Genomic DNA, 13413 nt, shown 5'->3' on the forward strand with positions numbered 1-13413 from the left:
CCCGGATCATTGCTCACAATGCATCAGCCCTGGGAATTCGGGGTTGCGCCTGCAGGAAATTCCTCGCGCAACCGCTGCTGGTATCGGCCGACGGCACTCCTGTCGCCCAGCCGTTCTTCTATCTGAATGGCAAGTTGTAACACGGAAACCGTGGCCGGCGCAGCCGCAAGGCGCCTCTGATAGAAAGCCCGTGCCTCGAAATACCGCCCTTGCTGGAACTCGCTGCGCGCCATGGACTCCAGCGCATAGGCGTTGTCCGGCGCCAGCTCGAGCGCCTGCCGCAGATTCTGCCCGGCCCGCTCGCGCTGCCCCGCATCCAGCGCGCAGCCACCGGCGTTGGCCAATGCATCGGCCCGCTGCTCCTGGTAGCCGGGGTCGGCCACCGCGCGGTCGAACCAGACCAGGGCCTCGGCCGGGTGCCCGCTGGCGCACAGCCAGGCACCGTAATTGTTCAATACATCCCCTTGCCGGGGCGCCAGCTCCGCGGCGCGACGATACAGCTCGCCCGCCGCTTCCATCCTGCCGCGCCGCCCCTCGACCACCGCCTGCATCGTATAGGCCGCGGGATTGGCTGGCTCGAGCTTCTGCGCCGAACGGGCGTGATTGAAAGCGGCATCCAGTTCGCCGCGACCGAACCGGTCTCCGGCCAGCCGCAGCAACTCCTGGTAGCGCAGGCGCGTACGCACCTGCCGGTCATCGTGCACGTCGAACGGCTGCGCCATCTGCTGGTCCCAGCGGACCTTGGTCGCCTTGGCGCCATGCCCGCAACCGCCGAGCAGCAGCAGGATCAGCACCAACGCGAGCAGACGCTCAGCCAAGCGCGTCCCTTTGTGCCGGGAGCGCATCCTGTGCCTGCAGCAGGCGATTGAACTCGGCCTGGCGGCGGGTGCGGTCCATTACCTGCCCCTTGAGCTGGCCGCAGGCGGCGTCGATGTCGTCGCCGCGGGTACGCCGCACCATGGTCAGCACCTGCGCGTCGAGCAGGATCTTCTGGAAGGCGCGGATCTGCTCTTCGTCAGAACGCTCGTAGCGGGTGCCGGGGAATGGGTTGAACGGAATCAGGTTGACCTTGCCCGAATCCTTGGCCTGCACCGCGTTATCGAACTGGCGCATCAGCCGCGCCAGCTGGCGGGCGTGCTCGGGCTGGTCGTTGATGCCCTTCATCAGGGTGTATTCGAAGGTCACCGAGTCGCGCTTCTTGTTGCCCCGCAGGTAGCGCGCGCAGGAGGCCATCAGCTCGGCGATCGGGTATTTCTTGTTGAGCGGCACCAGCGTCTCGCGCAGCTCGTCGTTCGGCGCATGCAGCGATACCGCCAGCGACACATCGCTCTCGACCGACAGGCGGTCGATCTGCGGCACCAGGCCGGACGTGGACAGGGTCACGCGCTTGTTGGCCAGGCCATAACCCAGGTCATCGCGCATGATGCTCATGGCGCGGATGACATTGTCGAAATTCATCAACGGCTCGCCCATGCCCATCATCACCACATTGGTGAGGCGGCGCATCTGGTGCGGCACATTGCCCAGATGACGGGCGGCAACCCACACCTGGCCGATGATTTCGGCGGTGGTCAGGTTGCGGTTGAAACCCTGGGTCGCGGTCGAACAGAAGGTGCAGTTCAAGCCGCAACCAACCTGCGAGGACACGCACAGCGTGCCGCGGGTCTTGTCCGGGATGTAGACGGTTTCGATGGCGTTCTTGCCATCCACGCCCATCGCCAGCAGCCACTTGTGGGTGCCGTCGGCGGAGGGCTTGTCAAACACGATGTTCGGGACGACGACCTCGGCATGCTGCTGCAGCTTGGCGCGCAGCGACTTGCCGAGGTCGGTCATCTGGTCGAAATCGGTGACGTAGCGATGGTGGATCCACTTCATCACCTGGTGGGCGCGGAACTTCTGCTCGCCGAGGGTCTCGACGAAGAACTTCTCCAGGCCCGCGCGATCGAGGTCGAGCAGGTTCTGCTTGCCAGCCGCGGGCGCCGATTTCGGCAACGGCTGGATGGCGGGGGACTGTACGACCTCGTTCACGGCTTCAACCTTCTACTTGCTGCTCAGCGCGAAACCACTTCGGTGGCGGCGAAGAAGTAGGCGATTTCGATCGCGGCGTTCTCGACCGAGTCCGAGCCGTGGGCGGCGTTGGCGTCGATGGATTCGGCGAAGTCGGCGCGGATGGTGCCCGGCGCGGCTTCCTTCGGGTTGGTGGCGCCCAGCAGGTCGCGGTGGGCCAGCACGGCGTTCTCGCCTTCCAGGGCCTGGATCATCACCGGGCCGGAGATCATGAACTCGACCAGCGCGTTGAAGAACGGACGCTCGCGGTGCACGGCGTAGAAGCCTTCGGCTTCACGGCGCGAGAGCTGCTTGTACTTGGCGGCCACGACCTTCAGGCCGGCCTTCTCGAAGCGGGCGTAGATCTCGCCGATCACGTTCTTGGCAACGGCATCGGGCTTGATGATGGAAAGGGTGCGCTCCAGCGCCATGGGAATTCTCCGGATTTGGGGCCGGTCTGGCCCGAGGGTACATGAAAAAAACCCGCGTGCGGACGCGGGCTTAGCCTGAATTGCGGTGGCTAATTCTACCGGGTGCCCCGGGGCTTTGCACAGCGGCAGATGAATGATGCTGCAAAGCAGCATGACGAGACCAATCCGCCGGGCGTAGCATCCAAACAATCGTTTGATTGACTTCATCGCCATGGGCAAACCCGCCAACTTCTCCACCAAGGACCGCATCCTCGGCGCCGCCGAGGAACTGTTCGCCCAGTACGGCTTCGCCGGCACCTCGCTGCGGCAGGTGACCAGCCACGCCGACGTCAACATCGCCGCGGTCAACTACCACTTCGGATCCAAGGAAAACCTGGTCAACGAGGTGTTCCGCCGGCGCATGGACGAGATGACCGCCGCCCGCCTGGACCAGCTGGAGCAGGCCCGCGCCACCCACCCTGGCGACCTGCGCGCGGTGCTGGCCGCCTTCGTCGAGCCGGCGCTGGCCATGGCCCAGGACCGCCAGAGTGGCGGTGCCTTCGTCCGCGTGATCGCCCGCGCCTATGCCGAGAAGAACGACAACCTGCGCAAGTTCCTGTCCGACCACTACGGCCATGTGCTGCGCGAATTCGGCAAGGCCATCGGCATCTGCGTGCCCGGCCTGAGCAAGGAAGAACTGTACTGGCGCCTGGATTTCCTGGCCGGTTCGCTGACCTACGCCATGGCCGATTTCGGTCTGATCAAGCGCCCGCATGGCATCAGCGAAGCCGCCCACCGCAGCAAGGCCGCCTATGAACTGATCCATTTCGCCGAGGCCGGATTCCGCGCCAGCGCGCATGGCGCCGCCCCGCCCTCCTCTCCCTGATTCCACCCGGTACCAACAAAGGCCCACCACCATGTCCAATTCCCTGCTGATCCGCCGCGCCGCCGTGCTGGGTGCCGGCGTCATGGGTGCCCAGATCGCCGCCCACCTCACCAATGCCGGCGTCGATACCGTGCTGTTCGACCTTCCCGCCAAGGAAGGCCCGGCCGACGGCATCGTGCTGAAGGCCATCGCCAACCTCGGCAAGCTAAGCCCGGCGCCGCTGGCCAGCCAATCGCTGGCCGAAGCCATCACCCCGGCCAACTACGAGTCCGGCCTGGAGCAGCTGAAGGACTGCGACCTGATCATCGAAGCCATTGCCGAGCGCATGGACTGGAAGCAGGACCTGTACAGGAAGATCGCCCCGTTCGTGGCCGACCACGCCGTGCTGGCCTCCAACACGTCCGGCCTAGGCATCAACAAGCTGGCCGACGTGCTGCCCGAGCAGCTGCGCCACCGTTTCTGCGGCGTGCACTTCTTCAACCCGCCGCGCTACATGCACCTGGCCGAGCTGATCCCGGCGACCACCACCGATGCCGCCGTGCTCGAAGGCCTGGAAGAATTCCTGGTCACCACCCTGGGCAAGGGCGTGGTGTATGCCAAGGACACCCCGAACTTCATCGGCAACCGCATCGGCGTGTTCTCGATCCTGTCCACCATCCACCATACCCAGCAGTTTGGCCTGGGCTTCGATGAAGTGGACGGCCTGACCGGCCCGCTGGTCGGCCGCCCGAAGTCGGCGACCTACCGCACCTCCGACGTGGTCGGCCTGGACACCATGGCCCACGTCATCAAGACCATGGGCGACACCCTGCCCAATGACCCGTGGCATGAATTCTTCAAGTCGCCGAAGTGGCTGGACGCGCTGATCGCCAAGGGCGCGCTGGGCCAGAAGACCGGTGCCGGCATCTTCCGCAAGGTCGGCAAGGACATCGTCGTGCTGGACCTGGAAAAGCAGGATTACCGCCCGGCCGACCGCACCGCCGCGCCGGAAGTGGTCGAGATCCTGAAGATCAGGAACCCAGCCGAGAAGTTCGCCAAACTGCGCGAGAGCCAGCATCCGCAGGCGCAGTTCCTGTGGGCGACCTTCCGCGACCTGTTCCACTACAGCGCCTACCACCTGGCCGACATCGCCGAGACCGCGCGCGACGTGGACTTGGCCATCCGCTGGGGCTACGGCTGGTCGCTGGGCCCGTTCGAAACCTGGCAGGCCGCCGGCTGGAAGCAGGTCGCGCAGTGGATCGCCGACGACATCGTCGCCGGCAAGAGCATGAGCAACGCCCCGCTGCCGGATTGGGTGTTCGATGGCCGCGACGGCGTGCACGCCGCCGAGGGCAGCTACAGCCCGTCGCGCAACGCCAAGCTGCCACGCTCATCGCTGCCGGTGTACCAGCGCCAGCGCTTCCCGGATCCGCTGCTGGGCGAGAAATTCGCGCCGGGCGAGACCGTGTTCGAGAACGACGGCCTGCGCATGTGGCACGACGGCGACGGCATTGCCGTGGTCAGCTTCAAGACCAAGATGAACACCGTCTCCGACCAGGTGCTCGATGGCCTGCAGGAATGCGTCAGCCGCGCCGAGAAGGATTTCCAGGGCCTGGTGATCTGGCAGCAGAAGGAACCCTTCTCCGCCGGCGCCGACCTGGCCGGAGCGCTGGGCCTGCTGCAGGCCGGCAAGGTCGACCAGTTCGAAGCGATGGTCGCCAACTTCCAGCGCACCAGCCAGCGCATCAAGTACTCGCTGGTACCGGTGGTTTCCGCGGTGCGCGGCCTGGCCTTGGGCGGTGGCTGCGAGTTCCAGATGCACAGCGCCAAGACCGTCGCCTTCCTGGAAAGCTACATCGGCCTGGTCGAGGCCGGCGTCGGCCTGCTGCCGGCCGGTGGCGGCCTGAAGGAACTGGCCGTGCGTGCCTCGCAGGCCGCAGGCCCGGGTGGCGACGTGTTCGCCGAACTGAAGAAGACCTTCGAGACCGTAGCGATGGCCAAGGTGTCCAACTCGGCGGTCAACGCCAAGGAACTGGGCCTACTGCGCGGCACCGACAAGGTCGTGTTCAACAGCTACGAGGCGCTGTACATCGCCAAGGCCGAAGCGCGTGCCCTGGCCGAGGCCGGCTACCGCCCGCCGCTGCCGGCACGCCGCATCCAGGTCGCCGGCGACGTGGGCATCGCGACCTTCAAGATGATGCTGGTCAACATGCTGGAAGGCCGTTTCATCAGCCCGTACGACTACGAGATCGCCGAGCGCATCGCCACCGTGCTGTGCGGCGGCAAGGTCGACCGCGGCACCCTGGTGGACGAAGAGTGGCTGCTGACGCTGGAGCGCAAGCACTTCGTCGAACTGGCCCAGCAGGAAAAGACCCAGGCCCGCATCGCGCACATGCTCAAGACCGGCAAGCCGCTGCGGAACTGACGGAAGACATCGGTAGTGCCGGCCGCTGGCCGGCAACCTCTTCCAAACCCTATTCAAGAGATCACCGCAATGACCAAGCAAATCCAGGACGCCTACATCGTCGCCGCCACCCGGACCCCGGTCGGCAAGGCGCCCAAGGGCATGTTCCGCAACACCCGCCCCGACGACATGCTGGCGCACGTGCTGCGCAGCGTCGTCGCCCAGGCGCCGGGCGTGGACGTCAACCGCATCGATGACGCAATCATCGGCTGCGCCATGCCGGAAGCCGAGCAGGGCATGAACGTGGCGCGCATCGGCGTGCTGCTGGCCGGCCTGCCGAACACGATCGCCGCACAGACGGTGAACCGCTTCTGCTCCTCCGGCCTGCAGGCCGTGGCGCAGGCCGCCGACGCGATCCGCCTGGGCAATGCCGATCTGATGCTGGCCGGCGGCACCGAGTCGATGTCGATGGTGCCGATGATGGGCAACAAGATCGCGATGGCACCGAGCGTGTTCGACAACGACCACGTCGCCATCGCCTACGGCATGGGCATCACCGCCGAGAAGGTGGCCGAAGAGTGGAAGGTCTCGCGCGAAGACCAGGACGCCTTTGCCCTGACCTCGCACCAGAAAGCCATCGCCGCGATCCAGAACGGCGAGTTCAAGGACGAAATCAGCCCGTACGAAATCGTCTCGCACCTGCCGGACCTGGCCGATGGCCAGCGCATCATCACCCGCAACAGGATCGCCGATACCGACGAAGGCCCGCGCCCGGATTCCTCGGCCGAAGGCCTGGCCAAGCTGCGCCCGGTGTTCCGCAACGGCCAGTTCGGCGGCACCGTCACCGCCGGCAACTCGTCGCAGATGAGCGACGGCGCCGGCGCGGTGCTGCTGGCTTCGGAGCAGGCGATCAAGGACTACGGCCTGACCCCGCTGGCCCGCTTCGTCAGTTTCTCGGTGGCCGGCGTTCGTCCGGAGGTGATGGGCATCGGCCCGATCGCCGCGATTCCGAAGGCGCTCAAGCAAGCCGGCCTGAGCCAGGACCAGCTGGACTGGATCGAGCTCAACGAAGCCTTCGCCGCGCAGTCGCTGGCGGTGATCCGCGACTGCGGCCTGGACCCGGGCAAGGTCAACCCGCTGGGCGGCGCGATCGCCCTGGGCCATCCGCTGGGTGCGACCGGCGCGATCCGCACCGCGACGCTGCTGCACGGCCTGCGTCGTCGCCAGCAGAAATACGGCATGGTGACCATGTGCATCGGCACCGGCATGGGCGCGGCGGGTATTTTCGAGGCGCTGTAAGGTTCAGGGCGTTGCCGGTCGGGATGTCGGTGTACTGAAGGACCCGGCGGATGAGGCTGCCCGGGACACGCTGTGAACCCTTCCATGGGGCTCGATGGCGCCATCCATGGCGCCAACGGTACCGGGCAGCCCTGCCGACCCGGCCCTTCCAGCCTTCCCGCGGCGGAAGGGTGAGTAAAGGCAGGGGCCAGAGCCCTTTGCTACGCAAAGGGATCCGACCCCGACTCGACGCTCGCGGAAACAGAAAAGGCAGCCATCGGCTGCCTTTTTGCTTTTGCTCTTGCCCTTGATTCCGCCCTTCCCGTCCGCGCCCGCAGGAAACCTGACAGGCGGGACGGGTGGGCCTTTGCAGGACCGTTGGCGCCATGGATGGCGCCATCGAGCCCCCATGGGTGAGGGCGCTTTGCTTGCGAAGCACTGCTTCGCAAGCGCCCGAACGCACAGCCGCCAGCGGCTGGGCCGGACCCCGGAGGGGGGGGTACGGTGTGTCCTGCACAGGCCCACCCGTCCCGCCCATCACGTATCAATCAGGGCGCAGCACGGAGCGCTTGATAAAACCTTATTCCGCCAGCATCGCCGTCAGTTTCTCCCGCGCCGGGCCAGCCAGCTTCGGGTTGTCCAGCGCGAAACAGATCGTCGCCTCGACCAGACCCAGGTGCGTGCCGCAGTCGAAACGCGTGCCCTCGAAGCGATAGGCATCCACCTCTTCGGTCTTCAACAGCGCCGCGATCGCGTCGGTCAGCTGGATCTCGCCACCGGCACCGCTGCCGGTCTGCTCCAGTAATTCGAAGATCTTCGGGCTCAGTACGTAACGGCCAACCACCGCCAGGTCGCTCGGCGCATCTTCCGGCCTGGGCTTTTCCACGATCTGCGAAATACGACCCTTGCGCCCATCGAACGCATCGGTGGCGACGATGCCGTAGCTGGCCGTTTTTTCATGCGGCACGTCTTCGACGGCGATCACGCTGGCACCGCTGGCCTCGTTCAGATCGGCCATCTGCTTGAGCGCACCGGCGCCGCGATTCCAGATCAGGTCGTCCGGCAACAACACCGCGAACGGTTCGTCGCCGACGACCGCCTTGGCGCACAACACCGCATGTCCCAGGCCCAGGGCCTCGGCCTGGGTCACGAAGACCGCCCGTACGCCCTCGGGCAGCACATGGCGGATCATCTCCAACTGTTCCTGCTTGCCGGCGCGCTCGAGCTTCTGCTCAAGCTCATAGGCCTTGTCGAAATAGTCCGCGACCGCATGCTTGTAGCGATTGGTGATGAACACCAGGGTGTCGCAACCGGCCTCGATCGCCTCGTCGACGGCATACTGGATCAACGGGCGATCGATGATCGGCAGCATCTCCTTGGGGACGGTCTTGGTGGCGGGCAGGAAGCGCGTGCCAAGGCCCGCCACAGGGAAAACCGCTTTGCGAATGCGTCGGGACATCAGTTCCTGCCAGCCTCTTTGGGAAACGGGACAATATTGTTTTTAATGCTCGGCTCCGTCGTTCCGCGCGACGGCGAATACTCGGGTATGACGCTGGCCAGAATCGCCTGCATGGCCTCGTCATCATAGCTGGCTACCGCCTCGCGCAGGCGCGCCAGGCTGCCCAGCACGCGTTCGGTGGAGAATTCGCGGGCTCCGGCCTCCAGCACTTTGGGGTGGGCGGTGGGCCGGCTGTTCTCGTCCGAATACAACAGGCTCTCATGCAGCTTCTCGCCCGCACGCAATCCGGTGTATACGATGGCGATATCGATACCCGGCTGTTTTCCGGCAAGACGGATCATCTGTTCGGCCAGCTCCTGGATGAGCACGGGCTCGCCCATGTCCAGCATGTAGATCGCGCCATGCGAGGAGGAGGCCGCCGCCTGCAGGATCAGCAGGCAGGCCTCGGGAATCGTCATGAAGTACCGGCTGACCTCCGGATGGGTCACGGTCACCGGCCCGCCCTTGCGGATCTGCTCGCGGAACAGCGGAACCACGCTGCCTACCGAACCGAGCACGTTGCCGAAGCGGACGGTAACGAAGCGGGTGCCTTTCTTCTCGTTGAGGCCCTGGCAGATCATCTCCGCATAGCGCTTGGTCGCGCCCAGCGCATTGGCCGGGTCTACCGCCTTGTCGGTGGAGATGAACACGAAGTTGTCCACGCCGCGCTCCTGACAGGCACGTGCCACGCACTCCGTCGCCAGCGTGTTGTTGCGGATGGCTTCGCGCATCTGCCCTTCCAGCAACGGAACCTGCTTGTAGGCAGCCGCGTGGAATACGGTATCCGGGCGATATAGGGTCAATGCACGGCGAGCAACTGCCGGATCGCCGCAGTCGCCCAGCACGCACTCGATTTCCAGGTGCGGGAAATTGCGGCACAGCTCGCTGCGGATGTTCAGCATGAGGATCTCGCTGATCTCCAGCAGCACGATCCTGCGCGCGCCATGGCGCGCGCATTGGCGGCAAAGCTCGGAACCGATGGACCCCCCGGCGCCGGTCACCATCACCGTGCGGCCGCGCAGCCAGCCACGGATCAGCTCCCAGTCGGGTTGTATGGGCTTGCGGCCGAGCAGATCCTCGATGGCCACTTCCTTCAACTGCCCGGGCAGCGTGTTTCCCTCGAGGACGTCGCTCAACCTCGGCACGGTCCTGAATGGCAGACCGGTGCTCTCGCAGAGCGCCACGACCCGCTGCATCCCGGCCGCATCCAGCGTGGGGATGGCGATCACCAGCAGTTTTGCCGCGGTTTCCCTGGCCACGGGAACCACATCCGAGATGGTCCCCAGGATCGGAATGCCCTGCAGCTTGGCGCCCTTCAGGTGCGGCGAATCGTCCAGCAGGCCGACAGGCTCGTAGTCGCCAGAGCGGCGCAGATCCTTGACCAGCGCCTCGGCGGCATGCCCCGCCCCCAGCACCAGCACCCGGCGCGCGCGCGCATCGGAGTGGATCGACTGGTAGTCCTTCCATGCCCTGTAAAGCAGGCGCGGCCCGCCAAGCAAGGCCGCCAGCGCGAAGGGATAGATCGCGAGCACGGACATGGGAATGCCGTCCAGGCGCTTGTAGCTGAATACCAGAACGATGGCGCCCAGACCGATAAAGCAGGCTTTGAAGATATTGACCAGGTCGGTGACGCTGGCGAAGCGCCAAAGCCCCCGGTACAGGCCCACGTAATGGAACGCCACGGCCTGCAGCACCATCACCCCGACATTGTCGAAGCTCAGCAACGGAATGGCCGGCGCGGCATCCAGCATCGCATACCGCGCCACGTGCAACAGCTGCCAGCATGCCCATACCATGATCAGGTCATGCAGCATCACCGCGATGCGCGGGAAATTTCCTGCCAACCGTCGTCGCCACACCGCCATTGACCACTCTTCCTTATCGATGGACTTTGTTCAGAAGAACAGACCAGAGACCCGCCGCCGCCGCCGCCCACGCCAGGGCCGCCAGATGGCTCCTAGGCGAAGGAAGCCAGGTGAAAACATGCATGAGCACGATTCCGGCAACGCCGAACAATGCGTAGCCTGATGTGACCATGACGTGACTGCAGCCGGACTTCACCCAGCGTTGATAAAGGTGCTGCGTATGGGCCTCCATCCAGCGCTCCCCCCTGAACACGCGGCCTGCGAGGGTAAGGCCGGCATCGACGAGGAAAGCGGCCAATGGTACCAACAGGATAGTCCAGGGCGCGCTCCGCGTCCCCAACCCCAGTGCTACCAGCCCCGCCAGCAGATAACCAAGCGCGCCGCTGCCGACATCGCCCATGAAGATCCTGGCCTTCGGGAAATTGAACGGCAGGAACCCCAGCACGCCGGCGGCCAGGATCAGCGCGAGTCCGGCAACGGGAGCCGGCAGCAGCAGGGCATATGCGACCGAAGCCAGCAGCGCCTGGGTCGCGGCCAGGCCATCGATGCCATCCATGAAGTTCCATACATTGATCAGCACGATGGCCAGGAGCACGCTGAAACCTGCCCGCGACGCCTCCCCCGTCCAGTGCCAGACCAGAGCCCCCAGCAGCAGGCCGGCCAGCACATGTACGCCCAGGCGGGGGAGCGCCGGCAACGGCCGGTGATCGTCCCACCAGCCGATTCCCGCCACCATCACCAGTCCGGCGGAAAAGACCGCCAGCGTCGCTGCGGCCTGCGGGAACAACACGCCGACGCCGATGTAGGCCAGCAGTTGCGAAACGACGATGGCGATGCCGCCGCCGCGGGGCGTCGCGACCGCATGGCTCCTGCGCTCCCCGGGCTGGTCCAGCAGTTGCCGGCGCAGCGCATAGCCACGCGCCATGGCCGTCAACAAGGCTGCGACCAGAATGACCGCCAGCAGTCCCGGAACCGTCCATGCCAGCTGCATGGATCAGAGCACCGCGTAGTTCAGCAGGGGCTTTACCGTCCCCCATTCCTTGCAGCTGGGGCACTGCCAATGGTGGGTACGTGCGCCGAAGCCGCAGCGGGTGCAGCGATAGGCCGGATTGCGCACCAGCAGCTGATCGGTGATGTGCTTCAGGTCCTGCAGCGTCGCCACGGGGTCGGCACCCTCGGCGAGAGTCAGGTCGATGAGCGCCGATTCGCCGCGCACGGACGGGCGGTCCTTCAACTGCCGCCCCAGGTAGGCGCGCGCGGGACCAGCCCCCTCCTGTTCTTCCATCAGGCGCGACAGGGCCAGCACCGGGGCGATGCCGCGGTAGTGCTCGGCCATTTCCGCCAGGAACGCACGCGCACCCGCCAGATCGCCCACGTTGCGATAGTTCTTGAGCAGCTGCGGCAGGATCTCGGGCAGGTAGTCGGGATCGTTGCGCGCCGCCCGCTCGAAGGCGCGCACGGCGCCCTCGTCGTTGCCGAAGTCGCTTTCCAGGCGCCCCTCGATGATGCCCGCACGCACGCTCATCGCATCGGCCGCGTTGGCGCGCTCGATGGCCGCGCGCGCCTCGTCCAGCCGCCCGGCGGCACGGTGGCGCTCGGCCAGCTCGCACTCGAACTGGCCGATCAGCTTGCCCATCGGCTCGTCGGTGACCTGCTCATAGCGGGTCGCGTTCTCGATCGCCTTTTCCCAGTCGCGTTCGGCCTGGTAGATGCCGATCAGGTGCTTCAAGGCCTGCGGCGCGCGCTGGTCGATCCGCGCCAGATCGGTGAACACGGTCTCGGCGCGATCCAGCAGGCCCGATTTCATGTAGTCCTCGCCCAGCGCGAGCAGGGCCTGCACGCGCTGGCCGTCGGACAGGTCCTGGCGGTTGGCCAGCCCCTGGTGCAGGCGGATCGCACGATCCACCTCGCCACGGCGCCGGAACAGGTGCCCGAGCGCGAGCTGGGTCTCGAAGGTCTCCTTGTCCAGCTCGGCGATGTGCAGGAACAGTTCGATGGCCTTGTCCGGCTGCTCGTTGAGCAGGTAGTTCAGGCCGCGGAAATAGGTGCTCGACAGGCGGCTGACCTGGCTCTCGCTGTGGCGCTGCCCGCCGCGCCGGCCGACGACCCAGCCGCAGAGCGCGGCGATCGGCAGGAACAGGAAGAACCAGAACCATTCACTGATGAAGGCCATCGTCGCTCAGCGTCCGTCGAAAGGGGAAGGAGTCTGCGGCGCAGGTGCGGTCACCGCGCCCGCAGCGGCCTTGTTGGCCCGCCGGAGCCTGGCATACAGGGGAATGACCATTCCCGCCAGCACCAGCCCACCGCCTACCAGCGCTCCGAGCAGGAGCGAAACGATGATGGCGATTCCAGAGGTGGTCCGGAGCGCCCAGAACGCCAGACTGATATCGACAGGCTGCGAATTGAGCGAACCTATCACCAGACCGCCGACCAGCACGGCCAGCAGAATCAACAGACGGACAGCCTTCATGCGGCAGCCTGCTCCATGTCCATAGAGCCACTAGCTTAACGGCCGTGGCGCCGATCCGCAGCAGAGGGATAAAAAAAAAACCGCCTGGAGCGGCGTTTGACGTCGCTTGCCGATGGCCCGAAGGGGTGTCGCCACGGGTGCAGGCAACAAGGAAACTCAGGCAGGATCGCTTTCCAGCGGCACGACATCGCTCACGCGCTCGCGCAGTTCCTTGCCCGGCTTGAAATGGGGGACATGCTTGCCCGGAAGCGCGACCGATTCGCCGGTCTTCGGGTTGCGTCCCATGCGTGGCGGCCGGTAATGCAGCGAGAAGCTGCCGAAGCCACGGATCTCGATGCGGTCGCCGGAAGACAGCGCGCCGCCCATCATTTCCAGCAACGACTTCACGGCCAGATCGACATCATCGGCCTTCAAGTGCGCCTGGTGGCGCGCAAGGATTTCGATCAGCTCGGATTTGGTCATTGCGGACTCGTCACGAAGGTAGAACCCCGAAGCGGGGGGGGGGGGGGGGGGGGGGGGGGGCGCGGGGGGGGGGGAAGTCAAGGGCGGCGGCGGGTGTTAGATTAAAAAAGAACGA

At 65.8% G+C, this 13413-nt stretch carries 12 protein-coding genes; 3 read left to right on the forward strand and 9 right to left on the reverse strand.

Annotated elements, in window-relative coordinates; genetic code table 11:
* Nucleotides 1-23 precede the first annotated feature (23 nt).
* From pilW to ndk, 3 genes are read right to left on the reverse strand one after another with little or no spacing between them, the layout of a single operon-like run.
* Nucleotides 24-818, reverse strand: coding sequence for a type IV pilus biogenesis/stability protein PilW (pilW, locus tag QMX80_RS09065; protein WP_282276594.1), 795 nt, complete (start codon nt 816-818; stop codon nt 24-26).
* A complete protein-coding gene (rlmN, locus tag QMX80_RS09070; RefSeq protein WP_273081773.1) occupies nt 811-2028 on the reverse strand; it encodes a 23S rRNA (adenine(2503)-C(2))-methyltransferase RlmN in 1218 nt (405 codons plus the stop codon). The genes pilW and rlmN overlap by 8 nt, the downstream gene beginning before the upstream one ends.
* 23 nt (nt 2029-2051) lie before the next feature.
* A complete protein-coding gene (gene ndk, locus QMX80_RS09075) occupies nt 2052-2477 on the reverse strand; it encodes a nucleoside-diphosphate kinase (protein ID WP_005409295.1) in 426 nt (141 codons plus the stop codon).
* Between the two features lie 211 nt (nt 2478-2688).
* On the opposite strand from ndk, the gene QMX80_RS09080 reads away from it, so the two are divergent.
* From QMX80_RS09080 to QMX80_RS09090, 3 genes are all read left to right on the forward strand, one after another.
* A complete protein-coding gene (locus QMX80_RS09080; protein ID WP_282276596.1) occupies nt 2689-3342 on the forward strand; it encodes a TetR/AcrR family transcriptional regulator in 654 nt (217 codons plus the stop codon).
* A gap of 31 nt (nt 3343-3373) precedes the next feature.
* Nucleotides 3374-5746: a 3-hydroxyacyl-CoA dehydrogenase/enoyl-CoA hydratase family protein gene (locus tag QMX80_RS09085; protein ID WP_282276597.1), complete on the forward strand. Its 2373-nt coding sequence runs from the start codon at nt 3374-3376 to the stop codon at nt 5744-5746.
* Nucleotides 5747-5815: 69 nt separating this feature from the next.
* Nucleotides 5816-7024, forward strand: coding sequence for an acetyl-CoA C-acyltransferase (locus tag QMX80_RS09090; protein ID WP_282276599.1), 1209 nt, complete (start codon nt 5816-5818; stop codon nt 7022-7024).
* Nucleotides 7025-7583: 559 nt separating this feature from the next.
* Here QMX80_RS09090 and galU read toward each other — a convergent pair.
* The 6 genes from galU to QMX80_RS09120 all read right to left on the reverse strand — a co-directional run bounded on the left by galU (nt 7584) and on the right by QMX80_RS09120 (nt 13298).
* Nucleotides 7584-8462, reverse strand: a complete 879-nt coding sequence (gene galU, locus QMX80_RS09095) for a UTP--glucose-1-phosphate uridylyltransferase GalU (protein WP_282276600.1) — start codon at nt 8460-8462, stop codon at nt 7584-7586.
* The gene (locus QMX80_RS09100; protein WP_282276602.1) at nt 8462-10366 is read right to left on the reverse strand and encodes a nucleoside-diphosphate sugar epimerase/dehydratase; all 1905 of its coding nucleotides are present in this window, start codon (nt 10364-10366) and stop codon (nt 8462-8464) included. Before QMX80_RS09100 ends, galU begins: the two co-directional genes overlap by 1 nt.
* 13 nt (nt 10367-10379) lie before the next feature.
* Entirely contained in the window at nt 10380-11351 is a 972-nt protein-coding gene (locus QMX80_RS09105) for a glycosyltransferase family 4 protein (protein WP_282276605.1), read from the reverse strand.
* Between the two features lie 9 nt (nt 11352-11360).
* Complete coding sequence (gene lapB / locus QMX80_RS09110; RefSeq protein ID WP_273081787.1) at nt 11361-12539, reverse strand: lipopolysaccharide assembly protein LapB; 1179 nt, start codon at nt 12537-12539, stop codon at nt 11361-11363.
* 6 nt (nt 12540-12545) lie between these two features.
* The gene (locus QMX80_RS09115) at nt 12546-12836 is read right to left on the reverse strand and encodes a lipopolysaccharide assembly protein LapA domain-containing protein (protein ID WP_055765050.1); all 291 of its coding nucleotides are present in this window, start codon (nt 12834-12836) and stop codon (nt 12546-12548) included.
* Nucleotides 12837-12992: 156 nt separating this feature from the next.
* Complete coding sequence (locus QMX80_RS09120) at nt 12993-13298, reverse strand: integration host factor subunit beta (RefSeq protein ID WP_055765048.1); 306 nt, start codon at nt 13296-13298, stop codon at nt 12993-12995.
* Nucleotides 13299-13413: the final 115 nt, after the last annotated feature.

The organism is Stenotrophomonas sp. PS02297 (assembly GCF_029959705.1).
Classification (GTDB): domain Bacteria; phylum Pseudomonadota; class Gammaproteobacteria; order Xanthomonadales; family Xanthomonadaceae; genus Stenotrophomonas; species Stenotrophomonas nitritireducens.

What these genes read in the sequence shown, in the direction of transcription:
- galU (WP_282276600.1), bottom strand. Translation starts at nt 8,462, where the DNA reads ATGTCCCGACGCATTCGCAAAGCGGTTTTCCCTGTGGCGGGCCTTGGC.
- QMX80_RS09120 (WP_055765048.1), bottom strand. Translation starts at nt 13,298, where the DNA reads ATGACCAAATCCGAGCTGATCGAAATCCTTGCGCGCCACCAGGCGCAC.
- QMX80_RS09100 (WP_282276602.1), bottom strand. Translation starts at nt 10,366, where the DNA reads ATGGCGGTGTGGCGACGACGGTTGGCAGGAAATTTCCCGCGCATCGCG.
- QMX80_RS09090 (WP_282276599.1), top strand. Translation starts at nt 5,816, where the DNA reads ATGACCAAGCAAATCCAGGACGCCTACATCGTCGCCGCCACCCGGACC.
- lapB (WP_273081787.1), bottom strand. Translation starts at nt 12,539, where the DNA reads ATGGCCTTCATCAGTGAATGGTTCTGGTTCTTCCTGTTCCTGCCGATC.
- QMX80_RS09115 (WP_055765050.1), bottom strand. Translation starts at nt 12,836, where the DNA reads ATGAAGGCTGTCCGTCTGTTGATTCTGCTGGCCGTGCTGGTCGGCGGT.
- ndk (WP_005409295.1), bottom strand. Translation starts at nt 2,477, where the DNA reads ATGGCGCTGGAGCGCACCCTTTCCATCATCAAGCCCGATGCCGTTGCC.
- QMX80_RS09080 (WP_282276596.1), top strand. Translation starts at nt 2,689, where the DNA reads ATGGGCAAACCCGCCAACTTCTCCACCAAGGACCGCATCCTCGGCGCC.
- QMX80_RS09085 (WP_282276597.1), top strand. Translation starts at nt 3,374, where the DNA reads ATGTCCAATTCCCTGCTGATCCGCCGCGCCGCCGTGCTGGGTGCCGGC.